The sequence below is a fragment of the Halomonas sp. 1513 genome (genome assembly GCA_001971685.1).
In the GTDB taxonomy this organism is placed as follows: Bacteria; Pseudomonadota; Gammaproteobacteria; order Pseudomonadales; family Halomonadaceae; genus Franzmannia.
The window spans coordinates 2,955,262-2,969,219 of the sequence record CP019326.1; the positions used below are offsets into that span (position 1 = coordinate 2,955,262).

At 68.2% G+C, this 13,958-nt stretch carries 13 protein-coding genes and 1 other RNA gene; 6 read left to right on the forward strand and 8 right to left on the reverse strand.

The window, feature by feature from the left end; all coding sequences use genetic code 11:
• Positions 1-20 precede the first annotated feature (20 nt).
• From BWR19_13450 to ffs, 6 genes are all read right to left on the reverse strand, one after another.
• The gene (locus tag BWR19_13450) at positions 21-317 is read right to left on the reverse strand and encodes a hypothetical protein (protein ID APX93861.1); all 297 of its coding nucleotides are present in this window, start codon (positions 315-317) and stop codon (positions 21-23) included.
• Positions 314-1,450 (reverse strand): ribonuclease D, encoded by a 1,137-nt coding sequence (locus BWR19_13455; GenBank protein APX93862.1) that lies wholly within the window; start codon positions 1,448-1,450, stop codon positions 314-316. The genes BWR19_13450 and BWR19_13455 overlap by 4 nt, the downstream gene beginning before the upstream one ends.
• Positions 1,451-1,480: 30 nt before the next feature.
• Positions 1,481-2,086, reverse strand: coding sequence for a recombination protein RecR (locus tag BWR19_13460; protein APX93863.1), 606 nt, complete (start codon positions 2,084-2,086; stop codon positions 1,481-1,483).
• On the reverse strand, positions 2,086-2,412 hold the full coding sequence (locus BWR19_13465; protein ID APX93864.1) for a YbaB/EbfC family nucleoid-associated protein: 327 nt from the start codon (positions 2,410-2,412) through the stop codon (positions 2,086-2,088). The genes BWR19_13460 and BWR19_13465 overlap by 1 nt, the downstream gene beginning before the upstream one ends.
• A gap of 25 nt (positions 2,413-2,437) precedes the next feature.
• The gene (locus BWR19_13470) at positions 2,438-4,423 is read right to left on the reverse strand and encodes a hypothetical protein (protein ID APX93865.1); all 1,986 of its coding nucleotides are present in this window, start codon (positions 4,421-4,423) and stop codon (positions 2,438-2,440) included.
• 159 nt (positions 4,424-4,582) lie between these two features.
• Positions 4,583-4,679: signal recognition particle sRNA small type (gene ffs, locus BWR19_13475), an RNA gene on the reverse strand.
• A 254-nt stretch (positions 4,680-4,933) separates the two neighbouring features.
• Between ffs and BWR19_13480 the strand changes: the two genes are divergently transcribed.
• Positions 4,934-6,157: a carboxylate--amine ligase gene (locus tag BWR19_13480; protein APX93866.1), complete on the forward strand. Its 1,224-nt coding sequence runs from the start codon at positions 4,934-4,936 to the stop codon at positions 6,155-6,157.
• 31 nt (positions 6,158-6,188) lie between these two features.
• Positions 6,189-8,234 carry a hypothetical protein gene (locus BWR19_13485; GenBank protein APX93867.1) on the forward strand — a complete coding sequence of 682 codons (2,046 nt, stop codon included), beginning with the start codon at positions 6,189-6,191 and terminating at the stop codon, positions 8,232-8,234.
• Here the strand turns inward: BWR19_13485 and BWR19_13490 are convergent, their stop codons facing one another.
• Positions 8,235-9,326, reverse strand: a complete 1,092-nt coding sequence (locus BWR19_13490) for an ammonia monooxygenase (protein ID APX93868.1) — start codon at positions 9,324-9,326, stop codon at positions 8,235-8,237.
• Between the two features lie 93 nt (positions 9,327-9,419).
• Between BWR19_13490 and BWR19_13495 the strand changes: the two genes are divergently transcribed.
• On the forward strand, positions 9,420-10,202 hold the full coding sequence (locus tag BWR19_13495; protein APX93869.1) for a TlyA family rRNA (cytidine-2'-O)-methyltransferase: 783 nt from the start codon (positions 9,420-9,422) through the stop codon (positions 10,200-10,202).
• 23 nt (positions 10,203-10,225) lie between these two features.
• Here the strand turns inward: BWR19_13495 and BWR19_13500 are convergent, their stop codons facing one another.
• A complete protein-coding gene (locus BWR19_13500) occupies positions 10,226-11,167 on the reverse strand; it encodes a LysR family transcriptional regulator (GenBank protein ID APX93870.1) in 942 nt (313 codons plus the stop codon).
• Positions 11,168-11,286: 119 nt separating this feature from the next.
• Between BWR19_13500 and BWR19_13505 the strand changes: the two genes are divergently transcribed.
• The 3 genes from BWR19_13505 to BWR19_13515 all read left to right on the forward strand — a co-directional run bounded on the left by BWR19_13505 (position 11,287) and on the right by BWR19_13515 (position 13,941).
• Positions 11,287-12,159: a quercetin 2,3-dioxygenase gene (locus tag BWR19_13505; protein ID APX93871.1), complete on the forward strand. Its 873-nt coding sequence runs from the start codon at positions 11,287-11,289 to the stop codon at positions 12,157-12,159.
• A gap of 74 nt (positions 12,160-12,233) precedes the next feature.
• Positions 12,234-12,860, forward strand: a complete 627-nt coding sequence (locus BWR19_13510) for a hydrolase (GenBank protein APX93872.1) — start codon at positions 12,234-12,236, stop codon at positions 12,858-12,860.
• Positions 12,861-12,999: 139 nt separating this feature from the next.
• A complete protein-coding gene (locus tag BWR19_13515) occupies positions 13,000-13,941 on the forward strand; it encodes a quercetin 2,3-dioxygenase (GenBank protein APX93873.1) in 942 nt (313 codons plus the stop codon).
• Positions 13,942-13,958 lie beyond the last annotated feature (17 nt).

The window sequence follows — 13,958 nt, forward strand, 5'->3', positions numbered from 1 at the left end:
TCCCCCGGCGCCCGCGGCGCTCAATAGCGTGATTGCGTCGGCGTGCGGTAGAGATCGAGCAGGTACGGCTCCTTGGCCGGAGGCATCTGCAGATAGAACCCCTTCTCGGCGATCTGCGCCATGACCTCGCTAGCCTCGGCGCGCGCCAAGCGCTTGCCGGCGGTGAGCAACATGGTGGTCACCGGCAGCGGCGTGCCGAAGTGCTCGAGCAGCTGCTCCGGCACCTCGGTGAGCCCCTGGCGCTTGTCGACGTAGAGATACAGTTCGTCCTTGCGCGAGCTCTTGTAGATCTCGCATATCAGTTTGTCGGCACTCATGCCCCCTCTCCTTCTGACAGCGCCGCGGCCAGGCCTGCCGCGAGCCGCTCACCGCGCCAGCCATTCGGCAGCGGCAGCGGGTGACCCTGCAGGTCCGCCGCGACCACGGCTTCCAGGTCGCGGCGGCGCATCAGCACCTCCGGCGCCACCCCCAGCGCGTCGGCCTCGGCGGTGACGACTCGCTTGAGCGCCTTGAAGCGCTTCTTGAAGGCTCCCGCCAAGGGCGATGGCAGCGCTTCCGGCAGGTCGCTCTCGTCGACTCGCCGCGCCTCGCCGACCAGCGCCAGCAGGGTGCCGCCCTCGCGCTTGACCAGCGTCGGCTTGACCCCTTCGATGGCGGCCAGCGCCTGGCGATGCTGCGGCAGCGCCTCGGCGACGGCATACAGCAGCTTGTCGTTGACCAGCCAGCCGCGTGGCAGGTTGCGGCGCCGCGCCTCCCCTTCGCGCCAGATGGTCAGGCGCCGGTAAGCCTCGATCTGGCGCGGCGTGAGCCGCCACAGCTGGCGCTGACGCAGGTACCACTGGCCGTCGGCGTCGCCGCTGCGACCCGCCTGGGCCAGCAGCTCGGCGCAGTCGGCCTCGAGCCACTCCAGCCGGCCCAGCTCGACCAGCCGCGCGCGCTGCTGCTTCCACACCTCGAGCAGATAGACCACGTCGAGTGCCGCGTAGCGGCACTGGGCCTCGGAGAGCGGCCGCTCGAGCCAGTCGGAGCGGGTCTCGTCCTTGGGCAGCGTCTCGCCGGTCCAGTGTTCCACCAGGCGTTGGTAGCCCATCGCCGGGTCCTCCCCGAGCAGCCCCTGCGCCAGTTGAGTATCGACCAGCGGCGCGACCAGCACATCCGCCCAGTTGCGCAGCACCTCGAGGTCCTCGCTGCTGGCATGCAGCAGCTTGAGCGGCCCGCCGGCCAGCAGGTCGCACAGTGCCGGACTGGCGTCGAGGGCCTGGGGATCGATCAGGTAGACCGCCTCGCCGGCGCTCAGCTGCAACAGCGCGGGGACCGGATGAAAGGTCGACTCACGGAAGAACTCGGTGTCCAGCGCCAGGGTCTTGGCCCCGGCCAGGTCGGCACAGGCGGCGTCCAGCGCCGCGGGGGTATCGACCCAGCGAATATCGAGGGTGGCAGGGGTAGGCATAGTCAGGGGGTGTCCTGGCCGCGGGGCGGCTCAATCACTTTGAAATGGCAGGCGGCCGTTGAAGGCGCGGCTGAGGGTGCCGCCGTCGACGTACTCCAGCTCACCGCCCATCGGCACGCCGTAGGCGAGACGCGAAAGGCGCAGTGGGCGACCGTCGAGCTGGGCAGCAATGTAGTGCGCGGTGGCCTCGCCCTCCACGGTGGGATTGGTGGCCAGAATCACCTCGCTGACCGCCTCGGCGTCGATACGCGCCTCGAGCTGGTCGAGGCCGATATCCTCGGGGCCGATGCCGTCCAGCGGCGACAGGTGGCCGTGGAGCACGAAGTACTGGCCCTGGTAGCCGCCGGCGTCCTCGATGGCCAGCATGTCGGCCGGCGACTCGACCACGCACAGGATGCTGTCGTCACGGCGCGGGCTGCGGCACAGCCCGCAGACCTCCTCTTCGGTCAGGGTACGACAGCGCTGGCAGTAGCCGACCTCGTCGAGGGCCTGGGCGAGCACCGCGGCGAGCCGCTGGCCACCCTCGCGATCACGCTCGAGCAGGTGCAGCGCCATGCGCTGGGCGCTCTTGGGCCCGACCCCGGGCAGCACCCGCAGCGACTCGAGCAGACGATCGACGAGCGGAGAAAAACTCATCAGAACGGCATCTTGAAACCAGGCGGCAGATTGAGGCCAGCGGTGGCTTCTTCCATCCGCTCCCGGGTCGTCTCCTCGACCTTGCGCACGGCGTCATTGACCGCGGCGGCGAGCAGGTCCTCGAGCAGCTCCTTGTCCTCTTCCAGCACGCTGGGGTCGATGTCGACCTTGCTGACGTCATGACGCCCGTTCATGGTCACCTTGACCATGCCGGCGCCGGCCTCGCCGGTGACCTCGGCCTTCTGCGCCTCTTCCTGCATGCGCTGCATCTTTTCCTGCATTTCCTGGGCCTGCTTCATCAGGTTGCCCATTCCGCCTTTCATCATGGCTCATGCTCCTGGATCGAAGTGATCAGCGCGCGGCCTCGCCGCTGCGCTGCTGTGGGGAGACCGAGGCTTCCAGCAATCGGGCACCGAAGGCCTCGCGGAGTTCCTGTACGTGGGGGTCGGCCTCGAGGGACTTGACCGCGGCGGCGTGGCGCTCGGCGTTGAGGCGGTCGGCCATGGCCCGCGGCGTCTCGATGCCGGGCGGCAGCTCGCCGGGCTCGATGCTGACGCGCCGCGGCACGCCCAACTCGAGCAGCGCCTTCTCGAGTCGCTCGACGTGAACCTCGGCGTTCATCGCCGCCTGGCTGGGGTCGAGCCGCAGCTGCAGGCGCTGGCCGTCGTCATGCTCGACCAGGCAGTGGGCGGCGAGATTGCGGGTCAGGCCGCCAAGCCCGAGATCATCGAAGCGTGCTAGCCAGGTGGCGTGATCGAAGCCGTCACCATGTTCGACGCCATGCGGCCGGGGCTCGGCCGGTGCCGCGGGCTGGCTCGCCGGCGACTCGGCGGGCGCCGCGGCGATATCCTGCGGGGCCGCGGCCGGCTCGACTGGCGCTGCAGCGACCGGCTCACTGGCCTCGGGCAACGGCACCGCGTCGGCCTGCTGGGCAGGCGCTGCGGCATGCGGCTCGAGCGCCTCGTTCATCGCCGCTGCAGCAGCAGGCTGGGCCGGGGTGTCGCTGGGCAACTCCCAGGGCGGCGGCTCCACGCTCGGCGGCGCGGCGGCAGCTGCGGTCTCAGCCTCTGGCCGGGGCTCGGCCGCGCCTGGTGACGGCTGCGGCGCCTCCGCCGCGCTGGGCGCCGGAGGCGACGACTCGGCAGCGGCCGGCGGCGCCTGCGGAGGAGCGGGCTGGCCCTGCTGCGACAGCGCGCCGCTGATCGGCAGCGGCGTGCTGGCCGGCTTGGGCACACCCTGAGGCCGGAAGGCCAGCATGCGTAGCAGGGTCATCTCCAGCGCCGTGCGGGCATCCGGGGCGTGATCCATGTCGCCCCGGCCCTGCAGGCCGATCTGGTAGTAGAGCTGCACGTCCTCGGCGGTGAAACGCGCCGCCAGCGCCAGCAGGGTCGCGCGGTCGCCGTGGCCGTTATCCAACGCATCCGGCACCATCTGCGCCACCGCCAGCCGGTGCAGGGTGCCGACCAGGTCGTCGAGCACGCCGGCGAAGTCGGGGCCCTGCTCGGCGAGGGCCGCCACCTCTGCCAATATACGCGCGGCATCGACCTCGGCCAGCGCCTCGACCAGCGCCAGCAGGTGGCGATGATCGAGGGTGCCGAGCATGGCCGCGACGTCGGCCTGGCGAACGGCTCCCTGGCCGAAGGCGATGGCCTGGTCGGTGAGACTCATGGCATCGCGCATCGAGCCGTCGGCGGCGCGCCCCAGCAGCCATAGCGCCGACTCGTCGAAGCCGACGTCCTCGGCGGCCAGCACCTTGCCGAGGTGCTCGACGATGCGCTCCGGCGGCATGTTCTTGAGCGTGAACTGCAGGCAGCGCGACAGCACCGTGACCGGCAGTTTCTGGGGGTCGGTGGTGGCGAGCAGAAACTTGACGTGGGGCGGCGGCTCTTCGAGGGTCTTGAGCAGCGCATTGAAGCTGTGGGTCGAGAGCATGTGCACCTCATCGATGAGGTACACCTTGAAGCGCCCCTGGGTCGGTGCGTACTGCACGTTGTCGAGCAGTTCGCGGGTGTCTTCGACCTTGGTCCGCGAGGCGGCATCGACCTCGATCAGGTCGACGAAGCGGCCCTCGTCGATGGCGCGGCAGCTCTCGCACTGGCCGCAGGGGGTCGAGGTCACCGCGCTATCATCGCGGCCGCCGGCAGTGCAATTGAGGCATTTGGCGAGAATCCGCGCCAGGGTGGTCTTGCCCACGCCGCGGGTGCCGGTGAACAGATAGGCGTGGTGCAGGCGCCCCTGGTCGAGGGCATTTACCAGCGCACGCTGCACGTGGTCCTGGCCGACCAGCTCATGGAAGGTGCGCGGGCGCCACTTGCGGGCCAGTACCTGATAGCTCATTGCGGGCAGAATCCTTGCGGCCGGGTTCACGACGAAATAGGCGCCAGGCCGAGGCCGGCAAGCGCTGTCATGACAGGGCCTTCATTCTAGCGGCTGGGGCTCGCAGGGGAAAGCGACGCTGCCAGGCAGCCGGAACCGACCACCCAGAATGGAGGCGGCCCCCGACAGCCGCATCCCGGCACACGCATCCACCACTACCGTTGCTCCCTTCCGGGCCTGGCGGGGTTCGCAGTTTAGCGTTGCGGGAGGACCGACGAGGGCCACCATAGCGTTCGACATCGAGCATGCCATTCACAGCGAATGAGCACGCCATCGGGCCGAGCGAGGCGCACTATAACAGCGCCCCCACGGCCTCGCAACCGCAGCGACGCCCATGGAACCCTTGTCCCCCATCTGCGTCCCAGCCCCACGTTATCCACGCTGCGGTGATGGCCCGCTGGCTATCAAGTTCGTGTCACAGCGTGTAGCGTATAACGTCATGTTCAACCAATTTCCAACGGAGGCACTACCATGACCAAGGATCCCAACAAGGGCTATATCGCACTTCTGGGCTGGAGCTTGAGCGCGGTAGAAGCTGCCGAAAACTTCGATCGCCGCTACGTGGTGGTGGCCCCGGACTGGGCCGAGGAATATTGCCAAAAACACGATATTCCCTACGTATCGTGGAACTTCGAGCGCTTGAACGACCGTTCCATGGAGATTGCCGAGACGCTGCAGGAGATGGGCGTCGACGTCGCCATCCCGCTGTATGAAGAGACCGTCGAGTGGGCCGGGGCAATCAACTCGGTACTGCTCGACAACCCGCGTCTCTACGGCCAGTCGCTGCTGCTACGCGACAAGGCGCTGATGAAGCGCCGCGCCCAGCTCGGCGGCATCCGCGTTGGCATCTTCGAGGAAGCCCACGACAAGGAAGACGTGGTGCGCTTCCTCAAGCGCGTCAATCAGACCCTGCTCAAGCTCGACGGCGACCCCAACGATCCGATCCACCTCAAGGCTTTCGACAAGGCCGGCTGCCTGGGCCACCGGGTGATCCGCACCCCGGACGAGGTCGATTCGATCCCCGACGAGGAATTCCCGGTGCTGATGGAATCCCACCTCGATGGCTGGGAGTTCGCCGTCGAGGCCTGGATCCACGACGGCAAGATCGTCTTCCTCAACCTCTCCGAATACGTGACGCTGGGCTACTCGGTGTTCGTCCCGGGCTCGCCGGAGCTGGAGCGCTATCGCCCCCAGATCACCGCGCAGATCGAGAAGCTGATCAAGACCTTCGACATCGAGTTCGGCCTGATTCACCCCGAGTACTTCGTCACCAGCGACGGTGAGATGTACTTCGGCGAAGTCGCCTACCGCCCGCCGGGCTTCAAGGTCTTCGAACTGCTCGAGCGGGTCTACGGCTTCAACGCCTACCAGGCCTCGATGCTGGTGTTCGACCCCAAGGCCAGCGCCGAGGAGGTCAAGGCCTTCTTCCCCAAGGAGGTCGAGGACGCCAACGGCTACGCCGGCTGCTTCGGTGTCTACCCGCGTCGCCGCGTGGTCAGCCGCCTGGAGATCCCCGAAGAGGTCGAGGACCATCCCTACTTCGAGTCCCACGAACTGACCCCGCCGATGGAAGAGACCGTCACCAAGCGCACCGCGTTCGGCACCCACTGGGGGCTGATCTACTTCAGGGGCGAGGATCCTCATAAGCTGCGTGACCTGCTCAAACACCAGGAGGATCTGGACTTCTATGTATAATCCCTGGCAGAGACCGGGATAAGGAGTCGGTGTGACCGAGCACCCTGAGACAAACAGTGCACTAGCGTCCACGCCCGACGTGGACAAACTCAACGCCCTGCTGGCCAAGCTGGACGAAGCGACCGAGTTGCTCGATACGGCCCGCGAGTTCGCCAAGCCGGGCAAGCTGGGGCGGGTGCTCGATACGGCGCGCCGGGTGATGATGCAGCCCGGCGGCTGTGCGGCAGTGGAGGCCCGCGCCGAGGCGCTTGAGTCGGCCGGGGTGTTCCTCGGCTCAGACTGGGCCACGCCGCAGTATCTGGTGCCCTCGCTGACCACCTATGCCCTCAAGAGCGCCGACCCCAACAGCGTGGTGATCGAGTCGCTGAGCGAACTGCGCCTGCTGGCAGTGGCCATGGGCGACTACCAGCACGCACTGATCTCCGCCGAACAGGCCCACCACTACCTGACTCAGGTCATGGCGCTGAACCTGTGGCTGCTGTTCGGCGCGCCCAGCGAGGCCGAGCGCGAGACCCAGGGGCGGCTGGCCCAGCTGCCGCGGCGGCTGTTCCAGCACCTCGCCGAGCGCATCGGCTACGAACATATCGTCGACCAGTTGATCGACGAGATCTGGCGGATCCTGCGCCAGCGCCCGCTGCAGGTCGAACCGGTCAAGCAGATGATCACCCAGATCGCCATCTGCCAGGCCAATCCGGCCATCGACCTGGGCTCCAGCGGCCAGGGCGCCGACCGCCTGGTCAGTTCGCTGTTCGGCCCGACCCAGGCGTGCCGCGAAGACCCCGGCCTGGAGGTCTACCGCGAGCGGCTGGAGAGCATGGACCAAGCGGCCCTGCAGTACGAAGCCAGCGGCTTCGCCCGCGCCATGCACGATACCGGCCTGGTGTCGCCCTACCACGGCGTGCTGATGCGCCACCTGCTGGAGCACAGCGACCACCTGCTGGCCGAAGCCATGGGCCTCTCCTCCACCGGGCGCGACTGCCTGATGTGCTATCGCGAGCTGGTCCACGCGCTGATTCGCAGCGGCATCTATCCGGCCACGCCCCAGGCCATCTACGGCCTGGCGCTGATGCTCGAGCGCGGCATCCTCTATCAGCCCCCGGTGGCTCCGGCGATGTGGCGCCAGTTGGGCTTGACCCTCTCGCCGTGGTCGCAGGAGCGGCTCAACATGGCGCACGGCGATGCGGTATCACCGCGCGCGCGGCTGCTCGAGGGCGTGATGTGCATGCTGGGGCTGCCACTAGGCGTCGGCCAGGGCAACAACCCCACCTGCCAGTCGGCCCGTGCGCTATCGATGTGGGCCTACAACGACCCCGACTACCTGCTGCAGATGGTCGCCTGGGCGGCGCGTGACGATGAAATCATCATGCACTTCGAGGGTCAGCCGATCTCGTCCCGCGAGAGCCTATCCGGGGTCGCCACCGAGCTGCCCATGGATCTCGACGCGGTATCGCTGCTGGTGGTCCCCCACCTCGACCGTATCTACGCCGAGATGGGCCGGCGCTGCATCGGCCGCGAGGGCGACCCGCACCGCTGGGTCAACCCGGAGTTCCACGGCTGGTGGTCGGGGCGCGGCTTCCGTATCAACGTCGACGTGGCCACCGGCCAGCTGGAGGGCCTCGAGGACTTCCTGCGCCACTTCTATGCCGCCTATCACCCCTACTACAACGGCAACCAGCCGCTGATTCACCCGCAGCCGGCGGGTATCGCGGTGACCGATAGCGCGGCACGCTTCATCGGCTGGCACGCCATCACCCTGCTGCGGGTCAATCTCGATCCGCAGGACGTGATGCGGGTCTATTTCTACAATCCCAACAACGACAGCGGCCAGGACTGGGGCGACGGCGTCAAGGTCAGCACCGCCGGCCAAGGCGAGCGCTTCGGCGAGGCCTCGCTGCCCTTCGAGCAGCTCGCCTCAAGGCTGTATATCTTCCATTTCGACCCGCTGGAGCGCGGCGAATTGGCCACCATCACCCAGCAGGAGCTCGACCGGGTGATCGGCCATGTGCACCGCAGCTGGGGCGCCGACCGAGTGCCGGCCACCGACCTGCAGGCCAGCCCCGGGCTCGACGGCGGCTGATCACTGCTTGCCCGGCGGCGGCGCTGCCGCCCGCCGGGCAGTATCATCACGGGGCAGCGGGTAGCGCCGCGCCAGATAGCCGGCCCAGAACGGCGCCACGACCATCAGTGCCACCATGCGCAGGATATGGTGGAAGGCCACGAACACCGGGTCGATATCCAGCGCCACGGCGAGTATCGCCATCTCGCCAATGCCCCCCGGCGCCAGCGCCAGCAGCGCCACGTCCCGCGGCACCCCCAACAGGCGGTGGATCAGCTCGGCGAACACCGCAAGTACCAGCAGCGCCAGTAGCGTGGCCAGCGCAGCCTGCCACAGGTACTTGCCGAAGCGGCGCCGCGACAGGCCGCGAAACTTGCAGCCGATCGCGCTGCCCAGCCCCCACAGCATCACGTTCATGCCCCACTCCGGCAGCTGCAGGCTGGCCAGGTCGGTGCCCGAGAGCAGCGCGGCGAACGCCAGCGGCGCCAGCAGCGAGGCACTCGGCAGGCGCAGCCAGTTGCCCAGCGGTATCAGCAGCGGCAACGCCAGTAGCATCCACAGGTGCGCTGCCGGCTCGCTGGCGGCCGCCTGGGTCGGCGCCCCGCCCTCATAGGCCCAGAACAGCGGTGGCAGCAGCAGGATCACCAGGATGATACGCAGCGACTGGGCGACGGCGACCCGCTGCGGGTCGCCGCCGCACTTCTCGCCGAGCAGGATCATGGTCGGCATCGCCCCGGGGGCCGAGGCGAACCAGGCGCTGACCGGATCGAAGCCGCAGCGCCGGTACCAGGCCGCCGCCACCGCGGTGGACGCCGCCACCCCGACCAGCAGCAGCGCCGCCGACAGCGGCCAGTCGAACACCCGCTCGGCCAGCTGCGGGGTGACCTGGCTGCCCAGCACCAGGCCCATCACGCCGAGGAAGGCCTCGCGCAGGCCCTCCGGCACGCGCACGTCGATGCCACGCCCGGAGGCCAGCAAGTTGGCGACCAGCGGCCCCAGCATCCACGGCAGCGGCAGGTTGAGCAGCGCGAACAGCAGCCCACCCACAGCACCAATCAGCAGGGCACGCAGCAGGGCCAACAGTGAGGCATGCGACACCCGACACTCCTTGATTAACCGGCTAACGAATCCCCAGTATTACACGTTCGCCGCCAGGCGTTGACAGGGGGGGCTATAATCGACGCCCAACCGCTCCAGGAAACCGCCATGCCGCGTCTCGATCAGCTACTCGTCAGCCAGGGTCTGGCCCGCACACGCACCCGCGCCCAGCGCCTGATCCGGCACGGCCGGGTCAGCCTCGAGGACGGCGGCCGTGTCTTGAGCAAGCCCGGCGAGAAACTGGCCGACGACGTGCGCCTGCGGGTCGAGGCCGACCCAGAGGAGCGCTATGTGTCACGCGCTGGCCTCAAGCTCGAGGCGCTTCTCGAGCACCTGGGCCTGCGCCTGGAAGGGCGCGTGGTGCTGGATGTGGGCCAGTCCACCGGCGGCTTCAGCGACTGCGCGCTGCAGTTCGGTGCGCAGCATGTGATCGGCGTGGAGGTGGGCCACGGCCAGCTCGACCCGGCGCTGCGCGACGACCCGCGGGTGACCTGCCTGGAGGGGCTCAACGCCCGGGCCATGGCCGGCGATGCGCGCCTGGCCGCAGCCCTCGCCGCCCAGGCGCCGGCCGGCCTCGACTGCGCGGTGATGGACGTGTCGTTCATTTCGCAGACGCTGATCCTGCCTCAGCTGGCCACCCTGCTGGCCCCCGGCGGCGAGCTGCTGAGCTTGGTCAAGCCGCAGTTCGAGGTCGGCCCCGGCGGCGTCAATGCCCGCGGCATCGTCAGCGAGCCGGCGCGCTACGCCGAGGTCGAAGCGCGCATCCGCAGCTGCTGCACGGCCCACGGCCTGTGTATCCGCCACTGGCAGGAGAGCCCGCTGCGCGGCGGCGACGGCAACCGCGAGTTCCTGCTGCATGCGGTGCGCGAGGCTGCACCGCAGGCGCTCTGAATAGCGCCGCACGTCGATGAGCGTCAGGCGTCATCTGCTCGGTTGATCAGCGCTTCCCGGGTGGCGAAGTCCTCCTCGGCGATCTGCGCGTCGAGAAAGTCGAGCAGCGCCCGCACTGCCGGCAACAGCCCCCGGCGGGAGGGAAAGACCGCGTGCAGAATCCCGCCCCGCGGTTCCCACCCCGGCAGAACGTCGACCAGCCGACCCGCCCGGATATCCTGAGCCCCCACCAGCAGCCCCAGCTTGACCACCCCGAGCCCCTCCAGCGCCGCGGCATGCAGGGTCTCGGCGCTGTCGGTGACCAGCCGCGGCCGATGAGGGACCTGCGCGCGGGCGCCGCCGGGCCCTATCAGGTCCCAGCAGTGGCGATGGTCGTACTGCTCGAAATCGAGGCTCGGCAGTCCGCCGAGATCTGCCGGGCTACGCGGCCGTGATCGCTCGGCGAACAGGCCGGGAGCGGCCATCAGCCGCTGGGGGCTCGACGCCAGCACCTTCATGGTCAGGTCGCTGTCCTCCAGGGGCGGAAAACGCACCCGAATCGCCAGATCGAAGCCCTCCTTGACCACGTCCACGCGCCGGCTGGTGGCCTCCACCTGCACCTCCACCTTGGGGCACTGCGCCATGAAGCGCACCAGCAGCGGCGTGATCAGGTAGTGCAGCACGCTGGGCGAGCAGCTCAACCGCACCGTGCCCTGGGGCTCGGCGTGATGGCGCTGGATCAGCTCCTCGGCGGCCTCCGCCTCCACCAGCATGGCCAGGCAGTGGCGATAGTAGGCCTGGCCCAGCTCGGTGACCGAGAAGTGGCGGGTGGAGCGCTGGATCAACCGGGTGGCGAGGCGCTCCTCGAGCTGAGTGATTCGCCGGCTCAGCTTCGACTTGGGAATGCCCAGGGCACGTCCGGCCGGGGCGAAGCCGCCATGATCCACTACCTGCACGAAGTAGTAGAGGTCGTTAAGGTCCTGCATCCTGCTGTCCTATTATTGAAACGCTGAGTGTTATTTTAGCCATCTACCGGGTTTTTTGTTCATGAAATAGGCTTTCTGTTATCGGGGAAACGCTTCCCTCGCTCTAACAGGAGTCCCTTATGAAGAAGATTCAAGCCGTATACGGTGCCCCACACGGCCACTGGGTCGGCGATGGTTTTCCAGTGCGCTCCCTGTTCAGCTACGACCGCCTGGGCGCCGAGCACCTCAGCCCCTTCCTGCTGCTCGACCGTGCCGGCCCGCATCGCTTCGGGCCGACCCGGCACGCGCGCGGCGTTGGTGCTCATCCCCACCGCGGTTTCGAGACCGTGACCCTGGTCTACCAGGGGGAACTGGAGCACCGCGACTCGGCGGGACATGGCGGCCGGATCGGCGAAGGCGACGTGCAGTGGATGACCGCCGGTGCCGGCATCGTCCATGAGGAGTATCACGCCCCGGCCTTCGCCACAGAGGGCGGCACGCTCGAGATGGTGCAGCTGTGGGTCAACCTGCCGGCCCGCGATAAGTCCGCCCCGCCGGCCTACCAGACCCTGCTCGACGGCGAGATCCCGCGTATCGACCTGCCGAATGAGGCCGGACAGGTCAGGGTGGTGGCGGGCCGCTATCTCGATCGAGAGGGCCCGGCGCGCACCTTTACCCCGATCAATGTCTGGGACCTACGCCTGGTGGCCGGCAGCGATGCCCAGATCGAGGTTCCCGAGGGCCATACCACCCTGCTGGTGTTGCTCGAGGGCACGCTGCTGGTCAACGGCGAGCGCATCGTCCGCGACGAGAGCGTGGTGGCCTTCGAGCGCCGCGGCGAGGCCCTCCACCTGGAGGCCAACAACGACGCCAAGCTGCTGCTACTGAGCGGTGAGCCCATCAATGAGCCCGTGGCGGGGCAAGGCCCCTTCGTGATGAATCACCAGGCCGAGCTCCACCAAGCCTTTGCCGACTTCCACGCCGGGAAGTTCGGCAAGCCGAGGGGCGCATGAGCTGACGAACGCGCCCCGTGCTGCCCGGCGATGGTCGCCGGGCAGTCCCCGACGACCTAGAAAGGAGAACGAGCATGTCCTTTACCTACAACCGACTCGACAAGGACGACGTGGCCCTGCTGATGGTGGACCACCAGGCCGGCCTGCTGTCCCTGGTTCGAGACTTCAGCCCCGACGACTTCAAGAACAATGTCCTGGCCCTGGCCGATATCGCCAAGTTCTTCGACATCCCCACCATCCTCACCACCAGCTTCGAGGATGGCCCCAACGGCCCCATGGTGCCGGAGCTGAAGGAGATGTTTCCGCAGGCGCCCTACTTCGCTCGTCCGGGCCAGATCAACGCCTGGGACAACGAAGAATTCGTCGCCGCTATCAAGGCCACCGGCAAGAAGCAGCTGCTGATCGCCGGGGTGGTCACCGAGGTGTGCGTGGCCTTCCCGACGCTCTCGGCCCTGGAAGAGGGCTATGAGGTCTTCGTGGTCACCGACGCTTCAGGCACCTTCAATCAGACCACACGGGAGGCCGCCTGGGATCGCATGTCCCAGGCCGGCGCCCAACTGATGACCTGGTTCGGCGTGGGCTGCGAGCTGCACCGCGACTGGCGCAACGATATCGAGGGCTTTGGCGGCCTGCTGGCCGGCCACCTGCCCGCCTACGCCAACCTGATGCAGAGCTATAACCAGCAGAGCCAGCTGGGCTAGGCAACGACCGGCCAGGGCGGATCCCGCGCCCTGGCCGTGTCATTGGTCTCGCAACTATGCTCGCTCCCTGCCAACAGCTGTAAGGGCCTATGCTAGAAGGCCGAGCCTCTCTCCTTATTGCCCACAGGAATCCCGGACCATGAGCAACCTCGTCAACCAGCGCGAGCTCGCCAGCTCCCTCGACTGCCCGGTCGTCGACGGCAAGCACCAGGTGCAGCATGTCCCCCCGCATAGCGCCGAGGTAGGCGGCATCCCGGTCAACCGCGCCCTGCCCCGCCGCCAGCGTCGCTTGATCGGCGCCTGGTGCTTCCTCGATCATATCGGCCCAGCCGACTTCGCGGCAGACGACACTGGCCTAAAGGTCGGCCCCCATCCGCATATCGGCCTGCAGACCTTCACCTGGATGCTCGAGGGCGAGATCCTCCACCGCGACAGCCTGGGCACCGCCCAGGTGATCCGCCCCGGCCAGGTCAACCTGATGACCGCCGGCCGCGGTATCAGCCATACCGAAGAGTCACGCGCCGGCGAGGCGACCCTGCACGCCGCCCAGCTATGGATCGCCCTGCCCGAGGCGGATCGCGCCATCGAGCCACGCTTCGATCACTACCCGGCCCTGCCGCGCTGGCAGGAACAGGGCGTGGAGCTGACCCTGCTGGTGGGCGAGCTTGCCGGCCATCGGGCCCCGACCCTGACCTTCTCGCCCTTGATGGCCCTGGACCTGGCCAGCCCCGTGGGCGGCCCGTTGCGCCTGGCACTGCGCGAGGAGTTCGAATACGGACTGGTCGCCTTGGAGGGTGGCCTGGAGATCGATGGCGACGCCTTTGCTACCCATGAACTGGCCTATCTGGGCCGCGGCCGCACCGAGGTGACGCTGACGCTGCCCGCCGGCGGCCGGGTCCTGCTGGTGGGCGGCGAGCCGCTGGGCGAGGAGATCCTGATCTGGTGGAACTTCGTCGGCCACAGCAAGGCCGAGATCGTCGAGGCCCAGCGCGACTGGGAGGCCGGGCACCCTCGCTTCGGCAGCATTCCTGAATTCGACGGCCCGCGGCTGACCGCCCCGGCGCTGCCCTGGAAGACCTGACCCGCTTCTCGCCGCCG

What these genes read in the sequence shown, in the direction of transcription:
- BWR19_13450 (APX93861.1), bottom strand. Translation starts at nt 317, where the DNA reads ATGAGTGCCGACAAACTGATATGCGAGATCTACAAGAGCTCGCGCAAG.
- BWR19_13455 (APX93862.1), bottom strand. Translation starts at nt 1,450, where the DNA reads ATGCCTACCCCTGCCACCCTCGATATTCGCTGGGTCGATACCCCCGCG.
- BWR19_13460 (APX93863.1), bottom strand. Translation starts at nt 2,086, where the DNA reads ATGAGTTTTTCTCCGCTCGTCGATCGTCTGCTCGAGTCGCTGCGGGTG.
- BWR19_13465 (APX93864.1), bottom strand. Translation starts at nt 2,412, where the DNA reads ATGATGAAAGGCGGAATGGGCAACCTGATGAAGCAGGCCCAGGAAATG.
- BWR19_13470 (APX93865.1), bottom strand. Translation starts at nt 4,423, where the DNA reads ATGAGCTATCAGGTACTGGCCCGCAAGTGGCGCCCGCGCACCTTCCAT.
- BWR19_13480 (APX93866.1), top strand. Translation starts at nt 4,934, where the DNA reads ATGACCAAGGATCCCAACAAGGGCTATATCGCACTTCTGGGCTGGAGC.
- BWR19_13495 (APX93869.1), top strand. Translation starts at nt 9,420, where the DNA reads ATGCCGCGTCTCGATCAGCTACTCGTCAGCCAGGGTCTGGCCCGCACA.
- BWR19_13500 (APX93870.1), bottom strand. Translation starts at nt 11,167, where the DNA reads ATGCAGGACCTTAACGACCTCTACTACTTCGTGCAGGTAGTGGATCAT.
- BWR19_13505 (APX93871.1), top strand. Translation starts at nt 11,287, where the DNA reads ATGAAGAAGATTCAAGCCGTATACGGTGCCCCACACGGCCACTGGGTC.
- BWR19_13510 (APX93872.1), top strand. Translation starts at nt 12,234, where the DNA reads ATGTCCTTTACCTACAACCGACTCGACAAGGACGACGTGGCCCTGCTG.
- BWR19_13515 (APX93873.1), top strand. Translation starts at nt 13,000, where the DNA reads ATGAGCAACCTCGTCAACCAGCGCGAGCTCGCCAGCTCCCTCGACTGC.